Raw genomic sequence first — 24,199 nt, 5'->3', positions numbered from 1 at the left:
CGGCGCCGCCCGACCTGACGAGGAGAGACACCATGCCCCTGCTCAGCATCCATGACGCCGAGCTGCACCGTGACGGTGCGCCCCACCGCATCCTCGCCGGGGCGGTCCACTACTTCCGCGTCCACCCGGACCAGTGGCGGGACCGGCTCCGTCGGCTCGCCGCCATGGGAGCGAACACCGTGGACACCTATGTGGCCTGGAACGCGCACCAGCCCCGGGAAGGGGAGCCGGCCGACTTCACCGGCGGGCTCGACCTGGGCCGGTTCATCGACCTGGCCGGGGAGCTGGGTCTGGACGTCATCGTCCGTCCCGGCCCCTACATCTGCGCCGAATGGGACAACGGCGGGATCCCGGCCTGGCTGACCTCTCGCCCCGGGCTGCGTCCGCGCAGCCAGGACGCGGAGTACATGGCCGCCGTCGTGGCCTGGTTCGACGAGCTGCTGCCGCACATCACCTCCCGGCAGGCGGACGCCGGCGGGCCGGTGGTGGCGGTCCAGGTCGAGAACGAGTACGGCAGCTACGGCGACGACGTCGACTACATGGCCTGGCACCGCCGGATCCTGGAGGAGCGCGGCGTCACCGAGCTGCTCTTCACCGCCGACGGCGGCACCGACTTCTTCCTCGACGGCGGCCCGCTGCCGGACACCTGGGCGACGGCCACCTTGGGCAGCCGCGGCGCCGAGGCGATCGAGATCTGGCGTCGCCGTCGCCCGCAGGACCCCTTCCTCGCCGCCGAGTTCTGGGGCGGATGGTTCGACCACTGGGGACAGGATCAGCACAAGACCCGCGACCCCGAGGACGCGGCGGCCGAGGTCGCGGCGATCCTCGACGGCGGCGGCTCAGTGTGCCTCTACATGGCCCACGGCGGGACGAACTTCGGGCTCCGCAACGGCGCCAACCACGAGGAGGGCCGGCTCAAGCCCACTGTGACCAGCTATGACTCCGATGCGCCGATCGCCGAGGACGGCCGGCTCACGGAGAAGTTCTTCGCCCTGCGTCGGGAGTTCCACGGGGTTCAGGGTCGCGAGGAGCCTGCGCTTCCTGAGGACCTGGCCGCGCCGCCGGCCACACTGGACGCTCGGAGCCTGGAGCTCGCGCCGGGCCGACCGCTGCTGGAGGTCCTGCGGTCCGCCGGGGAGTCCCCGATCAGCAGCCCGTCGCCGCTGAGCTTCGGCGAGGTCGGCCTGGACGCCGGCCTGATGCTCTACAGCGCCGAGGCGGTGCTGCCCGGGCGACCGGAGGCGCCGACCCAGTCCCAGCTCGGCATCATCGGGCTGGCCGACCGGGCCCAGATCTGGCTCGACAGCGAGTACGCCGGAGTCCTCGACGACGTCACCGGGGAGTCCGGCCTCACTGTGACCGGCACCGGCCGGCCCGTGCGGGTGGACATCCTGGTGGAGAACCTGGGCCGCATCAACTACGGCCCGCGGCTCGGCGCGGACAAGGGGATCCTGGGCGGGGTCACGGTGCGCCAGCGGATGACCTTCGGCTGGACGCAGACCCCGGTTCCGTTGGACCGCTGGGACCCCTCCCGTGTGGAAGGGCTCGCCCACGCCGTGCTGGACGTCGAGGAGCCGGCGGACACCCACCTGGCGCTGCCCGGATCGGGCAAGGGCTTCGTCTGGATCAACGGGTTCCTGCTGGGCCGCTACTGGGAGCAGGGGCCCCAGCAGACCCTCTACGTGCCCGCCCCGCTGCTGCGGCCAGGGAGCAACACCATCCACGTGCTGGAGCTGCAGACTCCGGGCGCGCATCTGGAGCTGCGCGAGGCCCCCGAGCTGGGGACGCCCAGCAGCGGCCCGATCGCCGATGCGGAACTCACATGAGCGTGCTCGCCCTCGACATCGGCGGCACCACCCTGAAGGCGGCGCTCGTCGACGCCGAGGGCCGGTCTGACCTCCGGTCCTCCGCCCCGACCCGGCGCGGTGACGACGTCGTCGCGGACGCCGCGGCCCTGCTGGCCGGACTGCGGGACCAGGCTCCTGCCTCCGACCCGCCGCAGGCGGTGGGTGTGGTGACCGCCGGAACCGTCGACGGCGACGCCGGGACGGTGCGTCATGCCGCCAATCTCGGCTGGCGGGACCTCCCGCTGGCCGCGCTGCTCGCCGAGCGGCTGGGTCTGCCCGTCGGGCTGGACCATGACGTGCGGGCGGGGGCCGCCGCCGAGCTGCAGGCCGGTGAGGCGCAGGGGGACATGCTCTTCGTCGCGCTGGGGACCGGCGTCGGCGCAGGAGTCATCACCGGCGGCCGGGCGCAGGCCGGGGCGGCGGGAGCCGCCGGGGAGCTCGGACACATGATCGTCCGCCCCGGGGGACCACTGTGCGCCTGCGGTCAGCGGGGCTGTCTCGAGGCCCTGTTCTCGGCGGAGGGGCTGCGCCGTCGTCTGGCCGAGGCCGGGCGGGCCGAGGTCCCGGATCTCGCCGTGCTGCCGCATCACCCGGACCCGGTGAGCGTGGCGATCTGGCGGGACGGGGTGCAGGCCCTGGCGCTGGCCCTGCACAACGCCACGATGCTGCTCGACCCCGCGCGGATCGTCCTCGGGGGCGGTCTCTCCGGCTGGGGTGAGACGCTGCTGCGCCCGCTGCGGGCGGACCTCGCCGCCGGCCTGGCCTGGCGCAGCCCGCCGGAGCTCGCCCTGGCCCACCACGGGCCGGAGGCGGGGCTGCACGGCGCGGCCCTGCTCGCCCGGAACCAGCTCGCCGACACCCCACTCGCCGACGTCGCCCACGGCGGGACGGCGCGCCGGCCCGCTGCGAAGCCCTGACAACCCGACGTTCCTCAGAGAGGATCAGACCGTGCAGATCATCATCCTTCCCGACGCCCAGGCCATCGGTGAGTGGGCCGCCGACCACATCGCCCGGCGGCTCGCCGCCGGCCGACTCCAGGTGCTCGGCGTCGCCACCGGGTCCTCCCCGCTGCCCGCCTACGACGCGCTCGCGCGGCGGATCGACGGGACCGGCGCCGAGGGCTCGGCCGAGGGCGGCGCACCCGCCGTGTCCCGTGAGGCGCTGGAGACTCTGACCGCCTTCGCCCTGGACGAGTACGTGGGCATCGAGCCCGACCGCCCGGAGAGCTACCACGCCGTCATCCGGGAGGAGGTCACGGAGAAGCTGGGGCTGGACCCCTCCCGGGTGCATGTCCCGGAGGGCGCCGCCGAGGATCTGGAGGCCGCCTGTCGGCACTATGAGCAGCTGATCGCCGACGCCGGGGGAGTGGACCTGCAGATCCTCGGCATCGGGGCCACCGGGCATCTCGGGTTCAACGAGCCGTCGTCGTCGTTCAGCTCTCGGACACGGGTGAAGACCCTGGCGCCGCAGACCCGGCGTGACAACGCCCGCTTCTTCTCCTCCGAGGACGAGGTGCCGCTGCACTGCGTCACGCAGGGGCTGGGCACCATCATGGACGCTGGGGAGCTGCTCCTCATCGCCTATGGGGAGCACAAGGCCGAGGCCGTGGCACGGGCGGTGGAGGGCCCGCTGACCAGCATGTGCCCCGCCTCGATCATCCAGTGGCACCACGACGCCGTCGTGCTCCTCGACGAGGCCGCCGCCTCGAAGCTCGAGCACCTCGACTACTACCGGCACGTCCAGGAGCACGACCTGCTGCCGGACCAGGACTGACCGGCAGCAGGGCGTCAGGCCGGACCGGAGGCCCCGCTCACCGGCGGGCCGACTCCTCGGCCAGACGTGCCGCCAGACCCGTGTACTGGGCCGGGGTGAGGTTCTTCAGCCGCTCCTCGGCGGCGGCGCTGAGCCCCAGGCCGGCCACGAACTCCTGCATCTTCTCGGCGTCCACGCGGCGCCCGCGGGTCAGCTCCTTGAGCCGCTCATAGGGGTTCTCCATGCCCGTGGTGCCGGCGATGGACTCGGCCCGCATCACGGTCTGGACCGCTTCGCCGAGGACCTCCCAGTTGGCGTCGAGGTCGGCGGCGATGACGTCGTCGGCGACGTCCAGCTGCTTCAGGCCCTTGGTGACGTTGCTCAGCGCCAGCACGGAGTGGCCGATGCCGGTGCCGATGTTGCGCTGGCCGGAGGAGTCGGTGAGGTCGCGCTGCCAGCGGGACTCCACCAGGGTCGCGCCCAGCGAGTCGAGCAGGGCGTTGGAGACCTCCAGGTTGGCCTCCGCGTTCTCGAAGCGGATCGGGTTGACCTTGTGCGGCATGGTCGAGGAGCCGGTGGCGCCGGCCACCGGGATCTGCCGGAAGAAGCCGATGGAGATGTAGGACCAGACGTCCACGCAGAGTCCGTGCAGGATCCGGTTGAACCGGGCGATGTCCGCGTACAGCTCGGCCTGCCAGTCGTGGGACTCGATCTGGGTGGTCAGCGGGTTGAAGGTGAGTCCGAGCTTCTCCACGAAGCGCTGAGCCAGGGCCGGCCAGTCGACGTCGGGCGCGGCGGCCAGGTGCGCCGCATAGGTGCCGGTGGCGCCGTTGATCTTGCCCAGATGCTCCTGGGCCTCCACGCGGCGGAGCTGCCGGTCCAGGCGGTGCACGAAGACCGCGATCTCCTTGCCCAGCGTCGAGGGGGTGGCGGGCTGGCCGTGGGTGCGGGAGAGCATGGGGACCTCGGCGGCCTCGGAGGCCAGAGCGCGCAGCCCGTCCAGCGCGGAGCGGGCCGCCGGCAGCCAGACCTGCTCGACGGCGTCGCGGATGCCCACCGCGTAGCTGAGGTTGTTGATGTCCTCACTGGTGCAGGCGAAGTGCACCAGCGGGGTCAGCTCGGCCAGGCCGAGGCTCTCGAGCCGGCGGGCGATGAAGTACTCCACAGCCTTGACGTCGTGGACCGTCTCGGCCTCGATCGCGGCCAGCTCGGCGACCTCCTCGGGGCCGAAGCCGGTGACGATGCCGCGCAGCCCGGCGATCTGCTCCTCGGTGAGGCTCGGCAGCCCCGGCAGCGCCTGCTCGGTGCAGAGGTGGATGAACCACTCGACCTCCACGTGGATGCGGTTGCGGTTCAGGGCGGCCTCGGAGAGGTGTTCCACCAGCGGAGCGACGGCGGAGCGGTAGCGTCCGTCCAGCGCGCCGAGGGCGATCTGCGGCTCGGCGTCGGCGAGGCTGATCCGCTCCTGGTCGGCGGAGAGGGGTGTGGACACGGAGGGCGAGGAGACAGAGTTGGCCATGGCTGACATTCTTCCACGACTCCGCAGGCCGGGTGCAGGAGCTGCTCCTCCACAGGGGCGGGGTCCGAGCGGCGACACGCGCGGGCTCTCCACAGACCCCCGGACGGGGCGGCGGAGGCGGGCGCGGCAGGCCTAGCGTCGGAGGCGTCGTCGTCCGTGAGCCGCCCCAGCGGCCGAGCCCTGAGGAGCGCCCGTGTACAGTGCCGCAGCCGCCCACCTGGATCAGGTCGCGACGGTCTACGACGAGATGGCCGCCCGGTATCGGCGCGCGGCGGGGCAAGGGCGCGAGCAGCAGGCCCAGCTCGTCCTCGCCCACGACACCGTGCGGTGGGAGTCCCTGGCAGGCGATGCGTTCAGAGGACTGATCGATCTGCTCATGTCCGACAGCGCCGGGGTCTGTGAGGAGTCCGAGGCCCTGGCGGGGGAGGCGACCATCCTCGCCGGGGTGATGCGTGAGGGTGCAGAGATCGCTCGCCGCCTGGCCGCGATGCTCGACGCGGTCGCCGGACTCGACCTCCTCGGAGTCTCCGGAGAGTTCCTTCTGCGGCGGGCGCGTGCGGCAGTGGACGACGTCGCCTCCCTGGGGTCGTTCCTGGACGACTACGGCGGCATCCCGGCCGGGCTCGGCGAGGCGATCACGGAGGCACTGCGTCCTGAGGCCGAGCCCGCCGCCCCGTGACCGTCTCGGACCCGAACCGCACTCACCAGATCACACCCCAGGAGTCGCCATGGACCTCCCCACACCGCAGTTCCCCATCCCGGTGCCGGTGCGCCCCCAGCTCGCCGACCAGGGGTCCCTCAACGTCAGGGTCTCCGGCGGAGACACACAGATCGAGGTCGTGTGGGAGACGCTGCTCGCAGCCTCCTCGCATGTGGGAGCGGCGAGGGACATCGCCGGCAGGCAGCAGGACGACATCTCGGCGAACAACACCCTCTTCCTGGTGCCGCGCCCCCAGATCCCCCACTGGCGCGCTCCGGTGCTGGCCTCACGGAGCGCGGCACTCAGTGTGCGCCTCATCCTGATCAGCGGGCTGGTGGAGAAATGCGTCGCGGGGATCGAGCACGCCCATGGCACCTATCGGGACGGCGAGTCGGTCATCCGCCGATGGATGCAGATCAGTGAACTTCTCACGGAGACCTCGTACATCATCGATCAGGTGCAGCAGGGCGACGGACGGGTGGCGGGGGATTGGGCCAGGAGCCTCGGAGTCCTCGGGGGCCAGGAGGCCCTGCGGCTGTTGGCCGCATACTTCACCCGAGGACGGTCGGGTCTCGTCGACGGGCGCTCCAGCGGCAGGGACAGGGCCGAGGACGGAGCCGGGTTCGGCTACCTGGCGATCTCGAAGCTGGAGGAGGAGGACCTGCTGGCCGAGTTCGAGATGGGGAGACATGAGCTGAGGCTGGGGGAGCGGACCGCCACGATCTCGCACCAGGGCGATGGGACGCTGCATTCGTGGTACGAGCAGATGGAGCAGGTGCCTGAGGACGGCGACGTCGCCGTCACGACCGTCACCGACGAAACCGGGGGCACGACGTACTTGGTGCATCTGCCGGGGCTGGACATGGACATCACCGACCTCAACCGGGACGACGGCAGGGGATACCTGGGGCTGGTCGACTCCGCGTTCAACGACGCCGATCAGCTCGCCGACGTCGTGGACGAGGCCCTGGCGACCGTCGGCGCGGAGGAGGGGGATCAGATCGCCCTGTCTGGGTACAGCCTCGGCGGGATCGGCGTCACCAACCTGGTCAGGAACGGCAGGTTGGGAGAGAAGTACGACCTGGCGGCCGCCACCAGCATCGGGGCTCCGGGACGGCACGGCAGCTTCCCACCCGGGACGCAGACCTCGACCACACACATCCAGGATCGCCGCGATCCGGTGCCGTACCTCCTCGGGGAGCACCAGGGCACAGGGGTCAACCGGCAGGTCATCGAGGTGAGCCACGACGATGCGGATGCCAGGCCGGACGAGCACTTGCTGTTCGGTGACGCCCACAGCTACCAGCACTACCTCGACATCGTCGAGGAGCTGGAGGCCGACCCTGACACTCATCTCGGTGATGGGGGCGATGCGCTGCTCCGCGACTTCTCCTCCTTGTACCAGGGGGAGGCGGAGACCCACATCTTCCGCACGGGGTGGTCGGAGAACGAGGACGGTTCGACCACGGACCTGCTCGACCCGGAGTTCTGGGAGGACAGCGGCCTCACCGACGCCGTGCGGGAGAGCTACGAACGACTGGACCCGCTGGGCCTCCGAGACGTCTTCGGGCCGGTGACACCGGTGGAGGGTCCCGAGACGGACGGAACGCAGGTGTCCGAGGGCTCTGTGCCACCTTCGCCCTCGGAGAGGATCGGGGCGGGGGGGACCGCAAGGACCGAAGCTGATGCCGGAGGTGCCTTCAGCGGAGACTCGCACGGCGGTGCGAGGGGTTCTGACGCCTCAGCAGTGCGGAGCCAGGACGAAGCCGCCGCGCGGCCCCAGGAGCCGGTCGGCGGCCACCGGGATCCCGCACAGCCTGCTCCGGGACGGACGGCGGACCCTCAGCCGCTCACACCTGGTGTGATCATCCCGACCATGCCGCGGTCCGGGAAGGGGCCCGTGCCGGGGGAGTCAGACGACGGATCCGCCGAAGGCCCACCGCAGCGGTGACCCCGCCCCCGGGTGGGGAGGGGAGTCAGGCCGCGCGGGCCGCCGGTTCCACCAGGAACCGGCCCAGCAGCGCGGAGACGAGCGAGACGATGATGGCTCCGAGGATCGCATCCCAGAAGAAGGAGTCGACCACGAACTGCACCGGGAAGAAGGAGGTGATCCAGCCGGTGAGCATCAGCATCGCGGCGTTGATGACCACCGCGAACAGGCCGAGCGTCAGGCAGGTGATCGGCAGGGCCAGGAAGGAGAGGATCGGTTTGATCACCGCATTGATGATCCCGAAGACCGCCCCGACGAAGAGATAGGCCAACAGGACCATGCCGATCTCGTCACCGGCACCTTCGACGCCGATCCCGGGCAGGAGCAGAGCCGCCGCGCCCAGGGCGCAGGCGTTGAGCACGATCGCCAGTAGGATTCTCACGAGGACGATCATCTCATGTCAGAGATGAGAGAACCCTGAGAGGATCATGCGACCCATGAACATCACAGACCACGACGCCGCCCGGACGGCTGACCGGCTGACCCGCAGCGTGGCGGGCACGGTCACCCCGCGCCCTGCCCTGTCCCTGCTGCCCACCTATGCCGCAGGCAAGCCGCCTCGCCCCGCCGAGGGGCTCACCCCCTACAAGCTCTCCTCCAACGAGAATCCGCTGGGCCCGGTCCCCTCCGTGGAACGGGCCATCGCCTCGGTGGACACCGTCCACCGCTACCCGAACCCCGGTGCGGAGCAGCTGCGTGCCGCGCTCGCCGAGACCCTCGACGTGCCGGTGGAGGACATCGTCACCGGAACGGGCAGCCTCGGCGCCCTGACCCAGGTGATCAGCGCCTTCGCCGGCACAGGGCCCGACGGCGTTCCTGACGAGGTGATCTACGCCTGGCGTTCCTTCGAGGCATACCCCATTGTGGTCCGCACTGCAGGCGCCCAGGATGTCCCGGTGCCCGTCACGCAGGACGGTCGCCACGATCTCGAGGCGATGGCCGCCGCGGTCACGGACCGGACCCGTGTCATCCTGCTGTGCACACCCAACAACCCGACCGGGCCCGCGCTGCGGCATCAGGAGGTCGTGGACTTCCTGGGGAAGGTCCCCCGCGACGTCGTCGTGGTCATCGATGAGGCGTATCAGGAGTTCGTCCGCATCGAGGACCCCGTGGACACGCTCGCGCTGTACCGCGAGCACCCCAACGTTGTGGTGCTGCGGACCTTCTCCAAAGCGCACGGTCTCGCGGCCCTGCGGGTCGGCTACTCCATCGCCTCACCGGAGGTGACCCAGCACCTGCGCAAGGTTGCGGTCCCGTTCGGCGTCTCCACGCTGGGTGAGGTCGCAGCGATCGCATCGCTGGAAGCTCTGGACGAGGTGAACTCCAGGGTGCAGAATCTTGTACAAGAACGACAGAGAGTCCGGGACGCCCTCATCGACGCGGGGTGGAACGTGCCGGACGCGCAGGGCAACTTCATATGGCTGCCGTTGCGGGACCACGCAGGTGACTTCGCCCACGAGGCCGGGCTCCAGGCCCTCGCCGTGCGGGCCTTCGACGGCGACGGTGTACGAGTCAGCATCGGCGAAACCGAAGCCAACGATCGGCTGATCCAGTTGTGTAAGACCTACACACGGACGAGCTGACCGCAGCTGACAGAATGAACGGTGGCCCACCCTTGATGCCACCGGAGAGGAGCACGCCGTGCAGCCCATCCAGCTGCTCGCGCCCGACGGAACCTACACCGAGCATTACGTGTACAGCGAGTACATCGCCGCGCTCGGAGAGCAGGATCTGCGCGACCTGTATCGACTCATGGCCACGGAGCGGCGCATGGACGCTGAGGCGACCTCGCTCCAGCGCCAGGGCCAGCTCGCCCTCTGGGTGCCTGCCCTCGGACAGGAGGCCGCCCAGGCCGGAACCGTCTCGGCGCTGAAGTCCACGGACATGATCTTCCCGACCTACCGGGAACACGTCATGGCCCTCCACCGCGGCATCCGCCCGGACCAGATCATCCAGCTCTTCCGCGCCACCGCGCACAGCGGCTGGGACCCCCGTGAGCACGCCATGAACGTCTACATGGTGGTGCTCGGCGCCCAGACCCTCCACGCCGCCGGGTGGGCGATGGGTATCCAGCGGGAGCTCGAAGCGGGTGACCTCGCCGACGGGCGGGCGGAGGACGAGATCGTCCTGGCCTGCCTCGGCGATGGCGCCAGCAGCCAGGGAGACGTCCACGAGTCCATGGTCTTCGCGAGCTCCTACGAGCTGCCGGTGCTCTATTTCATCCAGAACAACCATTGGGCGATCTCCGTGCCCTCCTCCACGCAGTCTCGGAGCCCGCTGGCCGCTCGCGCCGCCGGGTACGGCTTCGAGGGGGTCCAGGTGGACGGCAACGATGTGCTCGCCAGCTATGCGGTGGCCGCCCACATGGCGGGACAGGTGCGCGCCGGCGGACCGAAGCTCATCGAATCGGTCACCTACCGGATGGGCGCCCACACCACGGCCGACGACCCCACCAAGTACCGCAGCGCGGACGAGGTGGAGGCCTGGCGCGCCAAGGACCCGCTGGACCGGTACCGTCGCTGGCTCGAGGCCGAGGACCTCGCCGATGACATCTACTTCTCCGAGGTGGACCAGGAGGCCGCCGAGGTCGCGGCCGAGCTGCGCCGGGCCGTCCAGGAGATCGATCCGCTGCCGCTCGAGGAGGCCATGGACGCCGTCTACGCCGAGCCGCACCGGCAGGTCGAGACGGACAAGGCGTGGTTGAAGGAGTACGAGGCCGGCTTCGTCGATGACGACGCCCTGGCCGGCGGAGAGGCTGGTGCCCGATGACACTGATGAACCACGGCCAGGCACGCCGGGCGGAGTCCCACGCGCCCTCGGCACGCAGCTCCCGCCGAGGTGCACGCGGGACGCGCCCCGCGGCCCCCACACCGTCCTCACCGGACGTCGTCTCCACGGCCTCTTCGGCACGCAGCGCCCAGGAGGCGGTCGGACACGACGACGGCGTCGAGACGCCCGCACCTCCGCGGGAACTCGTCCTCGCCAAGGCGATCACCGCGGCGCTGCACGATGAGCTCGCCGCCGACCCGCGCACCCTGCTCATCGGGGAGGACATCGGGGCCCTGGGCGGCGTCTTCCGCGTCACCGACGGGCTGCAGAAGGAGTTCGGCCCCCGGCGGGTCATCGACTCTCCGTTGGCGGAGTCAGGAATCGTCGGCACCTCCATCGGTCTGGCGATGCGCGGGCACCGTCCGGTCGCCGAGATCCAGTTCGACGGCTTCGTCTTCCCGGCGTTCAACCAGATCACCACCCAGCTGGCCAAGATCAGCTCCCGCACCGCGGGGAAGGTGCACCTGCCGGTGACGATCCGGCTCCCCTACGGCGGCTCCATCGGCTCGATCGAGCATCACTCGGAGTCTCCGGAGGCGCTCTTCGCGCACACGGCGGGTCTGCGCATCATCACGCCGTCGAACGCGCATGACGCTTACTGGATGACGCGTCAGGCGGTGCGCTGCGAGGACCCGGTCATCATCCTGGAGCCCAAGCGCCGGTACTGGCTCAAGGGCATGGTGGACTTCTCCACCCCCGCCCAGGATGCCTTCACCGCCCAGGTGGTGCGCGAAGGCACCGACGCCACGATCGCCTGCTACGGGCCCCTGGTGCCGGTGGCTCTCGCGGCCGCGGAGGCGGCGGCCCAGGATGGACGCAGCATCGAGGTCGTCGACGTCCGCTCGATCAGCCCGCTCGACGACGAGACCATCGCTCGATCGGCGGCGAAGACGCAGCGGCTCATCGTCGCCCACGAGGCCCCCACCTTCGGCGGCTTCGGCGCGGAGATCGCCGCCCGAGTGAGCGAGCGGGCCCACCACCGACTCGTCGCCCCGGTGCTTCGGGTGGGCGGCTTCCACATGCCATACCCGCCGTCGCAGCAGGAGCACCGCTACCTGCCGGACATCGATCGCATGCTGGAGGCCGTGGACCGCAGCTTCAGCCATCCCCGCCGCTGATCCCGGCGTCGACAACGAACGGAGAGAGACTGAGCATGGTCGACACCTTCAACCTGCCTGACGTCGGCGAGGGGCTCACCGAGGCGGAGATCGTCTCCTGGCGTGTGGCGGTCGGGGACACGGTCGAGGTCAACGACATCGTCGTCGAGATCGAGACCGCCAAATCGCTGGTGGAGCTCCCCATCCCGTACGCCGGCCAGGTCCAGGAGCTCGTCGCGGACGAGGGCGAGACGATCGAGGTCGGCAGTCCGCTGATCCGCATCGCCGTGGAGGGCTCCCCGAGCCCCGAGACCGAGCCGTCAGCGGCTCAGTTGGCGGAACCGGCGGCCGCCCCCGCCCCCGTCGACGACGAGTCTGCCGGAACGACGAGCTCTGCGGCACAGGCGAGGTCGACCTCCACCCCGGCCTCCTCTTCGCAGAGCGGGGACTCGCTGATCGGCTCCGGGCCCAAGGCGGACTCGGCCCGGCGCCGTCCGCGCAGCGGGCACACCACCCCTGACCTGGTGGACGTCTCGGATCTGGGCCTCCCGGACCTGGACCTTTCAGGCGGGCGCCCCGGCGACGTCGTCCCGGCTCCCGCTGCGGGCGCCTCGGACATCGGCGATCTCGTGGCCAAGGCGAGCCCGCCGGTCCGGGCGCTGGCTAAGCGTCTGGGTGTGGCGGTCTGGGAGCTGGTCGGTTCCGGCGGCAACGGCAAGATCACCCGCGACGACGTGGAGCGCCGCGCTCGTCAGAAGAACGGGGAGAAGGCCCCGGCGACAGCGACCCCGGCCGAGCCGCCGTTCACCGGCCTGCTCCGCGAGGGCCCCCGGGAGGAGAAGGTTCCGGTGCGCGGCATCCGGAAGGCGACGGCGACGAATGTGAGCGCCTCTGCCTCCGAGGTCCCGCATGTCAGCGTGTTCAAGGAGATCGACGTCACGCGCACCATGGAGCTGCGGACCGCGCTGAAGCGGGACCCCTCCTACGAGGGACTGAGCGTGTCTCCGCTGCTCTTCGCAGCCAAGGCGATCATCTGGGCCGCCCGCCGCAACCCGCAGGTCAACGCCACCTGGCATGACAGCCACTACTCGGTGAAGAACTATGTGAATCTGGGGATCGCTGCGGCCACCCCGCGGGGCCTGATGGTGCCGGTGATCCATGATGCGCAGACCTACAGCACACGTGGCCTCGCGGCCGCCATCACTCAGCTGACGGTGGACGCCCGGGATGGGAAGACTGCCCCGGCGGACATGCAGGGCGGCACGATCTCAATCACCAACGTCGGCCCGCTGGGCCTGGACGGCGGCACCCCGATCCTGCCCCCGGGCCAGGCCTCGATCGTCCTGCTCGGCGCCGTGCGGCGCAAGCCCTGGGTGGTGGGTGAGCAGATCGTCCCCCGGGACGTGATGACCATCGGCGGGTCCTTCGACCACCGCCTCATCGACGGCGACCACGCCGGACGGTTCATCAGCGACGTCGGTGCGGTCCTCGAGCAGCCCGGACTGCTTCTGGACTGAGGGCGCCTGGTGGGCTGACGACGTCGGCGTCCCGGGCAGGGTCAGCGGATGATGTCGGTGACGCGCTGCAGGGTCAGCGGACCCTCCGTCACCTCGATGCCCAGCACGTGGGCGAACGGCTCCCCGTCGAGCAGGATCTCCGCCTCCTCGGCGCCGGTGGCGGCGCGGGCGGTGGCCTCCAGCTGGGAGTGGATCTGCCAGGACTCGCAGGCGCCGCGCACCGTGGGCTCCCCAGTGAGATCCACGGTGACGATGTCGTCGTCGACGGTCACGGAGTCGAGCTCCAGTCCCTCGGAGATGGCCAGCGGATTCAGGTAGGCGGGGTCCCCGTGGTGGTAGTGCTGGTCCTGCAGCAGGAACTCCACGGCGCTGCGTGCCGGGTCCTCGGTGACCATCGGTACGGAGGCGATCACGGACACGGTGTCTTCGCAGCCGAAGGTGTCGGTCCGGTAGACCTCGGTCTGCTGCACGCTCCCGACGTCCTCCCGGATCCGGACCACGCCCTCCTCATCGATCGGGGCGTTGACGCTGTGGCCCTGGGGGCTCACCAGCCCGAGGGGCAGGCGGACCGTGTCATCGGCCTCATGTTCGGGTGCTGGGATGGCCTGGTCCGGCTCCGTGGGAGCGTCCTCGTCGTCGCCGCCGCAGCCGGCCAGCAGCAGCGCAGCAGCTGCGGCCGCGCCGCACAGGCGCAGGGAACGGCGGAGAGTCATGGGAGCCAGAATACGAGCCCTTCCGCGGTTCAGCGAATTCGGCGGAGCTCCGCAGGTGTCACGAGGTGGAGGGAGCGGGCGGGAGGCCAGAACGGGGGTGCCTCCCGCCCGCTGGGCGAGAAGGGACCGGGCGGCTGTCAGGGGTGGGATGATGCGCACTCGGCCAGCAGATCTTCTCGCGGGGCAGAACACGATGCCCGAGGGAACGGAAACTCGGACATCGATTTTCTGTCGGGCCGGAGACGAGGGGGATGTCTCCATGACGGTTCAAAGTTGAACCGTGGCCCATCACTATGTTCCTCCGCACGGCGGCCGGTGTCAATCCCCGCCACGTTCCGCCGAACCGTCGTCGATCGCCGCGGACAGCGACCGTCGATCGCGGCAGGCATGGGCGGCGTCGGTGGGGAGCCCGGGGCGCCGGGGGTGCCCCCATCGGTGCTTCTCAGCATGCGGGAGGCGGGTGCGTCAGCCCGGCCCACCAGGCGGCGGGACGATAGGCTGGGCCCATGCCGATTCGCAACCGACGCGCCGCCGCTCTGCCTGCCAAGCTCTCCCGCTCCTGGCTGCTGATCAATGCGGCCAAGCAGGAGGACTTCGCCCCCGGCCTCGCCAGCGAGGCGGACTCGGTGATCTTCGACCTGGAGGCCTCGGTGCCCGATGGCGGCAAGGTCGCCGCCCGGGCCGCCGTGCTGGAGGCGCTCAACGGCGGGATGACCGCCTGGGTCCGCATCAGCCCCACCTCGTCTCCGCACTGGGAGGACGACGTCGCCGCGCTCTCCAAGGCCGAGGGGCTGCGCGGGGTCATGCTTGCCGAGACCGAGCGGCCGGAGCAGGTCACCTACACGGCCATGCGTCTGCGGGCCGGAACTCCGGTGATCGCGCTGGTGGAGTCGGCCCTCGGCGTGGAGAACGCCACACAGATCGCCTCGGCTCCCGGCACCTTCCGCCTGGCCTTCGGCACCAATGACTTCCGCAAGGATGTCGGCGTCTCCGCCGACCCCATGGCGCTGGCCTATGCGCGGTCGCGCCTGGTCATCGCCTCCCGTGTGGGCGGACTGCCGGGCGCCATCGACGGCCCGACGCCGCCCGATGCGGAGGAGGCCGCCGTCATCGAAGCCTGCGGTGTGACCGCCTCGATGGGCATGACCGGCAAGCTCTCGCTCAACCGCGGGCAGGTGGACCTGGTCAACAAGGGTCTCAGCCCCTCCGACGATGAGCTCAACTGGGCCCGCGAACTGATCGAAGCGCATGAGAAGGGCGCCTCCATCGGTGACGGCTCCTACCTGCCGCGTCTGGCCCGCGCCCAGAAGATCGCGTCCCTGGCCGACTCCTACGGCCTCTGGAACGCCTGAGCCGTGCCTGACTGTCAGGAGCGGACCGCGCTGACGCCCGGGGAGCTGCTGACCCCGGCGGAGCGGCTGCGGCTCATTCTGGTGCTGGGCGTGCTCATCGCGCTGGGTCCGCTCACCGTGGACATGTACCTGCCGGCCCTGCCGGCCATCCGTGACGACCTGATGACCACGGAGGCCGCCGTGCAGCTGACGCTGACCGGTACGCTCGCCGGCCTGGGTCTGGGACAGCTGCTGGTGGGCCCGCTCTCGGACGCGGTGGGCCGTCGTCGTCCGCTGCTGGTGGGGGTGGCCGTCCACGTGGTGGCCTCCGTCGGCTGCGCGCTCGCCCCGGACCTGGTCGCCCTCGGCGGCATGCGGGTCCTGCAGGGCCTCGGGGCGGCCGCGGCCGCCGTCGTCGCGATGGCCGTGGTCCGGGATCTGTTCGTCGGCATGGCGGCCGCGAAGATCCTCTCCCGTCTCATGCTGGTCATGGGTGCGGCCCCGGTGCTGGCCCCCACGCTCGGAGGGCTGGTCCTGGCTCTGGTGTCCTGGCGGGGCGTGTTCGTGGTGCTGGCGATCCTCGGCGTCGCGATCACCGTGGTGGCCGCGATGCTGCTGCCGGAGACGCTGGCGCCGGAGGACCGACGCCGCGGAGGCCCGCTCGGCACGCTGCGGGACTGCGGCCGGCTGCTGGGCGACCGGCCGTACGTGGGTCTGATCCTCGTGGCCGGGTTGGCGATGTCCTCCCTGTTCGGCTACGTCTCCGGGTCCTCGTTCGTCTTCCAGCAGGTCTACGGGCTGGACGAGCAGCAGTACGCGATCGTCTTCGGCCTGGGCGCAGTGGGCCTGATCATCGCCACGCAGTGCAACGTGCGGCTGCTCCGCCGTTTCGCCCCCGCCCAGGTGATGACCGGCGCTCTGGTCGCCGGCACCGCCGCGGGCGTGGTCCTGCTGCTGCTCGCCGCCACGGGCGTCGGCGGTCTGCCTGGCCTGCTCGTCCCGCTGTGGCTGGTCCTGGCCGCCTGCGGGCTCGCTCTACCCAATGCGCCCGCGCTGGCGCTCTCCCGTCATGGGGAGGCCGCGGGCACCGCCGCCGCACTGCTGGGCGCCGTCCAGTTCGGCGTGGCCGCCCTGACGGCCCCGCTGGTGGGCGTGCTCGGCGCAGGCGCGACAGGGATGGCCGTCGTCATCGCTGGAGGCATGGCCGCGGCCACCGCGGTGGCCCTGCTGGTGGTCCGGCCCTGGCAGATCGAGGCCTCCGTGACGCCGGCGGGTCCGGTGGCGCACTGAGCCGACCGGGTTCCGGAACCTCCTGATCAGCGCCGCGTCCGTGCCGTCGTCGGCGCGTTGAACGCGTCCCTGTGGGCCGGTACATTGTGGTGAGACCCAGGTCACTCCCTGTGCTCTGGGTTCTCATCGACCGACGGGTCCGCGGACCGGCAAGGAGGCGTGATGGGCAGGGAGACTTTCACCGGCGACGTCGCATTCGAGGTCCGAGGGCATCTCGGCATCATCACGTTGAACCGGCCCAAGGCCATGAACGCGCTGACGCAGCTGATGTGCGAGTCTGTGCTCATCCAGCTGGAGGAATGGGCCGCCGACGACGCCGTCGCCCAGGTGCTCGTCCGGGGCGCGGGGGAGCGGGGGCTCTGCGCAGGCGGGGACGTCGTCGGCGTCTACCGGGACATGGTGGAGCATCAGGACCACGACGGCGGCCCGATGCTTCCTGACGGCACCCCCGCCTATCAGGCGCATTTCGCCACCGAGGACTTCTGGGCGGTCGAGTACCGCATGAACCTGCTGATCTCCCAGTACCCGAAGCCGTACATCGCGCTGATGGACGGGTTGGCGCTCGGCGGGGGCATGGGCATCTCCGCGCACGGCTCCCACCGGATCGTCACCGAACGCACCCGGGCCGGGATGCCGGAGACCACCATCGGGTTCTCGCCCGACGTCGGCGGCACCTTCCTGCTGGGTCATGCGCCGAGGAAGGTCGGCCTGCACGCGGGGATGCTGGGGCTCCACCTGGGAGCCGCGGATGCGATCTTCGCCGGACTGGCGGACACCCGGATCGACTCGGCGTCCATCGAAGCGCTGATCCGCGAGCTGACCAGTCGCCCAGTGGATGAGGCGCTGCCGGAGTTCGCCGTGGAGCCGGGAGACTCCGCCCTGGGCGCGGCCGAGTGGATCAACCACGTCTACTCCGGCAATGATGTGGACATCATCCTCGCCCGGCTGGACGGTGTGGCCGGGGAGATCCCGGAGGCCGCCGAGGCGGCGTCCACGCTGCGGGCGCGTTCCCCGCTGTCCGTGAGGGTCGCGCATCGTGCCATCACCACGGCGGCGGAGCTCTCCCTGGCGGGTGCCCTCATCCAGGAGTACACGGTGGGGATGCATATGCTGCGCTCCCATGACTTCCGGGAGGGGATCCGTGCCCAGCTGGTGGACAAGGACCGCAGCCCGCGCTGGAACCCCGCCCGGCTGGCCGACGTCGACGACGACCTGCTCGACCATTTCTTCACCCCGGTGCCCCACAAGATTCTGGAGCTGCCCCATGACTGAACAGACGTACACCACCATCAAGGTCTCCTCCGCCAAGCGGGTCGGGAGGATCCAGCTGAACCGGCCCGCGGCGCTGAACGCGCTCAACGCAGAGACCATGGAGGAAGTGGTCGCTGCGACCGTGGCCTTCGACGCCGACCCGCAGATCGGTGCGATCCTGCTCTCCGGTTCGCAGAAGGCGTTCGCCGCCGGGGCGGACATCAAGGAGATGTCCGAGCAGTCCTTCGCCGACATGTACGCGGCGGACTGGTTCCGCCGGTGGGAGGACCTGGCTCGGGTGCGGACCCCGATCGTGGCCGCCGTCTCCGGCTACGCGCTGGGCGGCGGCTGTGAGCTGGCGATGATGGCCGACATCATCATCGCCGGCACCGGGGCGAAGTTCGGCCAGCCGGAGATCAACCTGGGCGTCATCCCGGGGATGGGTGGCTCCCAGCGGCTCACCCGTTCCGTGGGCAAGGCCAAGGCCATGGACATGGTGCTCACCGGCCGCCACATCGACGCCGAGGAGGCCGAGCGGATCGGCCTCGTCTCGCGGGTGGTCCCGGACGGGGAGCTCGACGCCGAGGCGAAGACGGTGGCCGAGCTGATCGCCTCCAAGTCCAAGCCGGCCGCACAGATGGCCAAGGAGGCGGTGGCTGCGGCCTTCGAGATGCCGCTGGCCAGCGGGCTGCAGTTCGAGCGCCGGATCTTCCACTCGCTGTTCTCCACGGAGGACCAGTCCGAAGGTATGGACGCCTTCGCGAACAAGCGGAAGCCCACCTGGCAGCACCGGTAGTCATCGCCTGCTGCCGTGTGGGCCGTGAGGACGAATCATCCTTCCGGCTGATCCGCGCTCAGCGCGACGCCTGGCAGGCTGGAGCCCATGAAGGAATGGGGCAAGCGGCGTCGGCAGCGGAAGGTCTGTCCGGGGGGACGGCCGGGCCTTCGTTCCGATGCAGTGGTGGCATGTGCTGCACCGCTCGGCCTTCCACCTGGAGCTTCCCGTCTCCGACGGGGCCGCCGGTGGGTCTGACGAGGCGCGGCCGACGGTGGACTACCAGGTCGATGTGGACCATTTCTCCGCCGAGTTCGAGGCCTCGCTGTACCGTGAGGGCCGCCAGGTAGGCGTCGGCGCCTCCCCGGCCGCGTTCTCCGTGCCGGGTGGTGTGGTGGAGTTCGCCGCCAGCCTCTACGGTCTGAAGCGCATGCACTACGTGCCCGACGACGGAGAGCCCACCCGCATGCTGGAGCCGGACCCCCACTCCATGGCGGGGCTGCGCGCAGAGTTCGACCGTCGGCGCCCCCGGGCCAGTCGAGCGGTGGGCTGGGCCGCCGTCGTGATCCTGGTCGTCGGGCTCGTGGTGGGCGGGCTGCAGCTGGCCGAGGTGGTGTCCCGCTGGAACGTCGTACCGGAGTCCTGGGGCGTGTTCATCTCCCCGGTGACCCTGCCCGGCTGGGCGAACGTCACCCTGACGGTCGCGGCGGTGGGTGCGGCCCTGGAGCGGGCGCTGACCCTGCGCCATCACTGGTTGCTCGACGGCGGGCTCGGGGACTTCGACTGATGAGGACGCACATCACGCGCAAACCAGGAGAGAGGACTGGCTGTGGGGGACGCTGAGACGAGCCGGGCGCAGGCGCCGGAGGTGTATGGCGGATGGCAGGACCGTCCGGAGCCGGACTATGAGTTGGGCTCGGGGTGGAGGACCCTGCGTTGGGCGAGCGTGGTGGTCGGTGCGGTGCCGATGCTGCTCATCGGCTGGCGTGCCCTGGAGGAGCCCGGTCAGGTGCCGGTGCATTTCGCCATGGACGGGTCGGTGACCAGGATGGGATCACCCTGGGAGCTGTTCCTCGCCCCCGTGCTGATCTGGCTGCTCTGCGTGCTCGGCATGACGCTGCTCTCCCGGCACCCGCGGATCTTCAACTTCCCGAAGCCGTTGACCAGTGAGAACGTGCAGGACATGTACCGACTCGGGGAGAGGATGCTGATCGCCCTGGCCGCATCGGCGGCGGTGCTCTGCTGGGGGATGGTCGGGGCTATGCCGGGGATGCCGCTGTTCTGGCTCACCTGGGTCGGCGGCGCAGGTGTCGTCGGGGTCGCCGCCGTCGGGATCTGGCAGATGGTCAAGGCCTGACCCGGCTCCGCCTCAGGTCCGGAGTGCCGGCAGCTCGGCGTCGCGGAACTCCTCGGTGCCGCGCTCGCCGCCCCGGCTCTCCTCCAGTGCCCGCAGCTCCACCCGGCGGATCTTCCCGGAGATGGTCTTCGGCAGCTCGATGCGCTCGATCCTCCGGATTCGCTTGAACGGCGGCAGCTTCTCCCGGCAGGACGCCAGGATCGAGGTGGCCGTCTCTTCATCCCAGTCCCAGCCGGCCGCCAGGACCACGTAGGCCTTGGGCACCGCCAGCCGCAGCTCGTCCGCGGCGGGCACGACGGCGGCCTCCGCCACAGCGGGGTGCTCCACCAGTACGGACTCCAGCTCGAAGGGCGAGATCCGGTAGTCACTGGATTTGAAGACGTCGTCGCTGCGGCCCACGTAGGTCAGCACCCCGTCCTCACCCCGTCGGACCACGTCTCCGGTGTGGTACAGGCCGTCGCGGAAGACCTCCGCCGTGCGTTCGGGGTCTCCCGCGTAGCCCTTCATGAGTCCCACGGGCCGGCGCGTCCCGGACTGCTCGGCGCGCAGGCACAGCTCCCCCTCCTCGGCCTCCTCCCCGGTGCGGGGATCGATCAGCACCACGTCGAAGCCGGGCAGGGGCCGACCCATCGAGCCGCGCGTCACCGGCTGGCCGGGAGTGTTGGCCACCTGCAGCGTGGATTCGGTCTGTCCGAAGCCGTCTCGGATGGTGCAGCCCCAGGCCCGCTCCACCTGGTCGATGACCTCGGCGTTGAGCGGCTCCCCGGCGGAGACGGTCACCCGGGGCGGGTGCTGCAGCAGGGTGAGGTCGGCCTGGATGAGCATCCGCCAGACGGTGGGCGGGGCGCAGAAGCTGCTCACCCGGTGGGCGTCCATCTGGGCCATCAGTTCGGCGGCGTCGAAGCGGGTGTAGTTGTAGATGAAGATCGTGGCCTCGGCGATCCACGGGGTGAAGAAGTTGGACCAGGCGTGTTTGGCCCACCCAGGTCCGGCGACGTTGAGGTGGACGTCTCCCGGCTGCATGCCGATCCAGTACAGCGTGGACAGGTGCCCCACCGGGTAGGAGGTGTGGGTGTGCTCCACCAGCTTGGGCAGCGAGGTGGTCCCGGAGGTGAAGTAGAGCAGCAGGGTCTCGTCAGCCGGGGTCGGCTGCACGGGGGTGAATGTCGCGGAGGCGTGCCGGGAGTCCTCGTAGTCCAGCACGGTCCGCCCGCTGTCTGGCGGCGCCCCCGCCCCCGGCACGTGGATGAGGGTGAGGTCGCCGTCGACCTCCTGGAATTTCGCCAGGTCTGCGGGGCCGGCCACGGCCCAGCGCGCCTGTCCGCGGCTGACCCGGTCCTGGAGGTCGGCGGGCCCCATCTGCGTGGTGGTGGGGATCAGCACGGCGCCCAGCTTGATGCCGGCGAGCATGACCTCCCAGAGTTCCACCTGGTTGCCCAGCATGAGGATCATCCGGTCGCCGCGTCGGACGCCCTGAGCGGTCAGCCAGTTCGCCACTCGGTTCGATGCGTCGCGCAGCTGGGCGAAGGTGCGGCGCAGCACGGTGCCGTCGGCCTCGGCGATCACCAGGGCGTCCTGGTCGGCTCGCTCCCCGGAGGCGACGACGTCGAACCAGTCCAGGCCGAAGTTGAAGTGGGAGAACCGAGGCCAGCGGAACTCCTCACGGGCCCGGTCGTAGTCCTGCTGGCAGGCCACCAGGCGGTCCCGGGCCTGGCGGAACGCGGCGGCGCGCTCGGCGCTGGTCAGGGCGCTGGAGTCGAGTGAGGCGTTGTGGCTGGTCATGTCCTGGAGAACCTCCCACTGGCTGCGTGCGGCGTCAGTCGACACGGGGCCCGACGTGATCGCCGGGCTGACAGCTCCAGCCTACGACAGGACCTGACCTCCTGTGATGCGCGTCACCGGTCAGGCCATATACTGAGGGTCCCGAGGCGGCCAGGCCGAGATCCGGCACCGCCTGGGACCCGAGACCGGGGTGCGTCCCTCCCGAGGGGGCGCGCCTCCCCATCCCGGCCCCGGCGCGGCTCATCATGGCCGGCTCCAGGAGCCGGCGACCATGCGAAGGAGCTGGTGACGGTGACCGTTGCTGTCCAGTACCCCGAGGGCGACCTGCTGAAGACCAGGCGCCACCTGTCCGCTGAGGAGGACGAGCGCCTCCGTCACATCGAGGCCTTCGTGCAGGAGAGGCTCCGCAAGCCTTCCCTCGAAGCGTGGAACGAGGAGCGGTTCCTGGCCGAGGCGCTGCCGTCCCTGGCGGACCTGGGGCTCGGCGGTCTGGAGATCGACGGCACGTCCCGTCTCTTCAAGGGCCTGGCGCACGCCGCCGTCGCCCAGGCCGACGTCTCCATGTCCGCAGTGCTGGGCATCCACAACGAGCTCATCGTGGGTCTCATCCACGCCTATGGCTCCGCGGAGCAGAAGGAGGCCTGGCTGGGGCGCCTATCCCGCTTTGAAGCGCTCGGCGCGTTCTGTCTCACCGAGCCGGACCACGGCTCGGACATCGCCGGCGGTCTGGCGACCACGGCTCGCCGGGAGGGCGACTCCTGGGTCATCAACGGCACCAAACGCTGGATCGGGATGGCCACCATCGCTGACATCGCCCTCATCTGGGCCCGTGACGTCGCCGACGACGCCATCAAGTGCTTCCTCGTGGAGACGAACACTCCCGGTTACCACGCGGAGATGATCCGCCACAAGATGGGGTTGCGCGGCATCCCCAACGCCGACGTCGTGCTGGAGGATCTGCGGGTTCCGGCTGAGGCCAAGCTGCCCGGCGCCCGCAGCTTCGCGGACACCAACGTGCTGCTGTGCAGCTCGCGGGCCTGGGTCGGCTGGCAGGCGGTCGGTCTGCAGCACGCGGTGCTCGATGTGGTGCGCACCTATGTGACCGATCGCGAGCAGTTCGGCCGCCCGCTGGCCTCATTCCAGCTTATCCAGCAGGCCATCGCCGAGATCTCGGGGAACCTGACGGCGACGCAGGCGCTGATGACGCAGATCACCGCACTCCAACAGGAGGGACAGCTGGAGATGGTGCACGCGGCTGCTGCGAAGGCAACTGCGACCCGCCTGGCCCGGGCGTCCGCGGCCCTCGGGCGGGAGGCCCTGGGCGGGAACGGCGTCACCACCGACTACGAGGTCGCCAAGCTCATGGGGGACGCCGAGGCCATCTATACCTATGAGGGCTCCTACGGGATCAACTCCCTGATCGTGGGGAGGGCACTCACCGGGGTCTCGGCCTTCGTCTGATCGGGAGGCCGCAGCCAGGACGGAGCTGATGGTGCTGGCGCGGGTGCTGGAGGACGCGGTGCGGCTGGTCTCCTCCAACTGCCTCGGTGAGGATTCGCAGGTCCGCCGGGGCCGACCCGTGCGTGGAGGACCGGCGCGACGACGTGCTCGGCTGAGCAGGTCAGGCAGCGGGGAGTTCGGCAGCGGCGGAGTGTCGTGGTGTGGCTGGGTTCAGGCAGCAGGGCAATGGCTCAGTGTCGTCGTCTGCTGGTCTCGTAGAGGACGGTCACGCCCGCACGGGAGCCCGGGGTGGCTTGGCGCGCGGCGATGAGGTCGACACGGCCGTGGGGCGCCAAGGTGCGCCGTCGCGTGGGCTGCCAGGCAGGCGGCAGCCCACGACGCCGCGGACGGGGACGCGTCGGTGGAGATGCCGGCCGCTGTATGGACGGTGGCGACGGTGTTGTTGGCGGGGGTGCTGCTGGCGGGGGTGCTGCTGTCTTCGGTGGTGTGGCCGGGTCCTCTTCGGTGAGCAGTCCGTGGGATTTGATCCGGTGGTGCCTGCGGCACAGGGCCTGCAGGTTGGGCCCGCTGGTGGGGCCTGTCGGGTAGGGGAGCCGGTGGTCAAGATCGCAGCGCTGAGCCGGGATGGTGCACCCCGGGGCCTGGCAGGTTCCGTCGCGGAAGATGATGGCATCGCGCAGCCGGGCCGGGGCGTAGCGGCCGGTGTAGGTGATGGCGAGGATGTTCGGAGAGACGTCTCCTGCGCCGGGCTGGATCGGGCCGGGCTGGGTCTGGCTGGTGGTGGCCTGGTACCAGTCGTGGCAGGTGCGGGGATCACCGGCGAGGTGGCGGGCATCGCTGGCCGGGATCACCCAGTTCCGGTCGGCACTGATGCCCGGGTCCTCGCTGTGCCCGGTCAGGGTGGTCTCAGGGATCATCACCGCGATCTTCGCCTCCACCGGGGCACCCTCGACCCGACCGGAGAGCAGCCAGGAGGCGAACAGATCAG

21 protein-coding genes are annotated in these 24,199 nt (G+C 70.6%); 16 read left to right on the top strand and 5 right to left on the bottom strand.

Annotated features, from left to right (window positions below):
• Positions 1-32 precede the first annotated feature (32 nt).
• Genes ABD658_RS14515 through nagB form a run of 3 tightly spaced genes read left to right on the top strand, consistent with a single transcriptional unit; the run spans position 33 to position 3,620 of the window.
• Positions 33-1,826, top strand: coding sequence for a glycoside hydrolase family 35 protein (locus tag ABD658_RS14515; RefSeq protein WP_344680670.1), 1,794 nt, complete (start codon positions 33-35; stop codon positions 1,824-1,826).
• Complete coding sequence (locus ABD658_RS14510) at positions 1,823-2,764, top strand: ROK family protein (RefSeq protein WP_344744890.1); 942 nt, start codon at positions 1,823-1,825, stop codon at positions 2,762-2,764. Before ABD658_RS14515 ends, ABD658_RS14510 begins: the two co-directional genes overlap by 4 nt.
• Positions 2,765-2,795: 31 nt before the next feature.
• Positions 2,796-3,620, top strand: coding sequence for a glucosamine-6-phosphate deaminase (gene nagB / locus ABD658_RS14505; protein ID WP_344744888.1), 825 nt, complete (start codon positions 2,796-2,798; stop codon positions 3,618-3,620).
• A gap of 37 nt (positions 3,621-3,657) precedes the next feature.
• On the opposite strand, the gene purB is transcribed toward nagB, so the two are convergent.
• A complete protein-coding gene (gene purB / locus ABD658_RS14500; RefSeq protein ID WP_344680664.1) occupies positions 3,658-5,118 on the bottom strand; it encodes an adenylosuccinate lyase in 1,461 nt (486 codons plus the stop codon).
• Between the two features lie 193 nt (positions 5,119-5,311).
• On the opposite strand from purB, the gene ABD658_RS14495 reads away from it, so the two are divergent.
• Positions 5,312-5,797 carry a hypothetical protein gene (locus ABD658_RS14495; RefSeq protein WP_344680662.1) on the top strand — a complete coding sequence of 162 codons (486 nt, stop codon included), beginning with the start codon at positions 5,312-5,314 and terminating at the stop codon, positions 5,795-5,797.
• 49 nt (positions 5,798-5,846) lie between these two features.
• Positions 5,847-7,769 (top strand): alpha/beta hydrolase family protein, encoded by a 1,923-nt coding sequence (locus tag ABD658_RS14490; protein ID WP_344680660.1) that lies wholly within the window; start codon positions 5,847-5,849, stop codon positions 7,767-7,769.
• Between the two features lie 25 nt (positions 7,770-7,794).
• On the opposite strand, the gene ABD658_RS14485 is transcribed toward ABD658_RS14490, so the two are convergent.
• A complete protein-coding gene (locus ABD658_RS14485) occupies positions 7,795-8,190 on the bottom strand; it encodes a phage holin family protein (protein WP_344680658.1) in 396 nt (131 codons plus the stop codon).
• A 55-nt stretch (positions 8,191-8,245) separates the two neighbouring features.
• Between ABD658_RS14485 and ABD658_RS14480 the strand changes: the two genes are divergently transcribed.
• The 4 genes from ABD658_RS14480 to ABD658_RS14465 are packed head-to-tail and all read left to right on the top strand — an operon-like array spanning position 8,246 to position 13,251.
• Positions 8,246-9,391, top strand: coding sequence for a histidinol-phosphate transaminase (locus ABD658_RS14480; RefSeq protein WP_344680656.1), 1,146 nt, complete (start codon positions 8,246-8,248; stop codon positions 9,389-9,391).
• A gap of 58 nt (positions 9,392-9,449) precedes the next feature.
• Positions 9,450-10,577, top strand: coding sequence for a thiamine pyrophosphate-dependent enzyme (locus ABD658_RS14475; RefSeq protein WP_344680654.1), 1,128 nt, complete (start codon positions 9,450-9,452; stop codon positions 10,575-10,577).
• On the top strand, positions 10,574-11,755 hold the full coding sequence (locus ABD658_RS14470) for an alpha-ketoacid dehydrogenase subunit beta (protein ID WP_237090049.1): 1,182 nt from the start codon (positions 10,574-10,576) through the stop codon (positions 11,753-11,755). Before ABD658_RS14475 ends, ABD658_RS14470 begins: the two co-directional genes overlap by 4 nt.
• A gap of 35 nt (positions 11,756-11,790) precedes the next feature.
• A complete protein-coding gene (locus ABD658_RS14465; RefSeq protein WP_344680648.1) occupies positions 11,791-13,251 on the top strand; it encodes a dihydrolipoamide acetyltransferase family protein in 1,461 nt (486 codons plus the stop codon).
• Positions 13,252-13,292: 41 nt separating this feature from the next.
• Here the strand turns inward: ABD658_RS14465 and ABD658_RS14460 are convergent, their stop codons facing one another.
• On the bottom strand, positions 13,293-13,964 hold the full coding sequence (locus ABD658_RS14460) for a GerMN domain-containing protein (protein WP_344680646.1): 672 nt from the start codon (positions 13,962-13,964) through the stop codon (positions 13,293-13,295).
• A 506-nt stretch (positions 13,965-14,470) separates the two neighbouring features.
• Between ABD658_RS14460 and ABD658_RS14455 the strand changes: the two genes are divergently transcribed.
• The 6 genes from ABD658_RS14455 to ABD658_RS14430 all read left to right on the top strand — a co-directional run bounded on the left by ABD658_RS14455 (position 14,471) and on the right by ABD658_RS14430 (position 19,968).
• On the top strand, positions 14,471-15,316 hold the full coding sequence (locus ABD658_RS14455; RefSeq protein WP_344680644.1) for an HpcH/HpaI aldolase/citrate lyase family protein: 846 nt from the start codon (positions 14,471-14,473) through the stop codon (positions 15,314-15,316).
• Positions 15,317-15,319: 3 nt separating this feature from the next.
• Entirely contained in the window at positions 15,320-16,585 is a 1,266-nt protein-coding gene (locus tag ABD658_RS14450) for a multidrug effflux MFS transporter (RefSeq protein WP_344680642.1), read from the top strand.
• A 162-nt stretch (positions 16,586-16,747) separates the two neighbouring features.
• A complete protein-coding gene (locus tag ABD658_RS14445) occupies positions 16,748-17,857 on the top strand; it encodes an enoyl-CoA hydratase/isomerase family protein (RefSeq protein WP_344680640.1) in 1,110 nt (369 codons plus the stop codon).
• Positions 17,850-18,632, top strand: coding sequence for an enoyl-CoA hydratase (locus tag ABD658_RS14440; protein WP_070158820.1), 783 nt, complete (start codon positions 17,850-17,852; stop codon positions 18,630-18,632). The genes ABD658_RS14445 and ABD658_RS14440 overlap by 8 nt, the downstream gene beginning before the upstream one ends.
• Positions 18,633-18,789: 157 nt before the next feature.
• Positions 18,790-19,398 carry a hypothetical protein gene (locus ABD658_RS14435; protein ID WP_344680637.1) on the top strand — a complete coding sequence of 203 codons (609 nt, stop codon included), beginning with the start codon at positions 18,790-18,792 and terminating at the stop codon, positions 19,396-19,398.
• A 42-nt stretch (positions 19,399-19,440) separates the two neighbouring features.
• Entirely contained in the window at positions 19,441-19,968 is a 528-nt protein-coding gene (locus ABD658_RS14430; RefSeq protein WP_344680635.1) for a DUF1648 domain-containing protein, read from the top strand.
• Positions 19,969-19,980: 12 nt separating this feature from the next.
• On the opposite strand, the gene ABD658_RS14425 is transcribed toward ABD658_RS14430, so the two are convergent.
• Positions 19,981-21,750, bottom strand: a complete 1,770-nt coding sequence (locus ABD658_RS14425; protein WP_083277286.1) for an AMP-binding protein — start codon at positions 21,748-21,750, stop codon at positions 19,981-19,983.
• Positions 21,751-22,041: 291 nt separating this feature from the next.
• On the opposite strand from ABD658_RS14425, the gene ABD658_RS14420 reads away from it, so the two are divergent.
• Positions 22,042-23,211, top strand: a complete 1,170-nt coding sequence (locus ABD658_RS14420) for an acyl-CoA dehydrogenase family protein (protein ID WP_344680629.1) — start codon at positions 22,042-22,044, stop codon at positions 23,209-23,211.
• A gap of 230 nt (positions 23,212-23,441) precedes the next feature.
• On the opposite strand, the gene ABD658_RS14415 is transcribed toward ABD658_RS14420, so the two are convergent.
• On the bottom strand, positions 23,442-24,199 hold a 758-nt coding region (locus ABD658_RS14415), incomplete at its 5' end, for an HNH endonuclease signature motif containing protein (RefSeq protein WP_344744882.1).

Source organism: Nesterenkonia aethiopica, assembly GCF_039534665.1.
In the GTDB taxonomy this organism is placed as follows: Bacteria; Actinomycetota; Actinomycetes; order Actinomycetales; family Micrococcaceae; genus Nesterenkonia; species Nesterenkonia aethiopica.
Note: the sequence above shows the minus strand (reverse complement) of the source record. Positions and strands in the feature narration are given on the sequence as shown.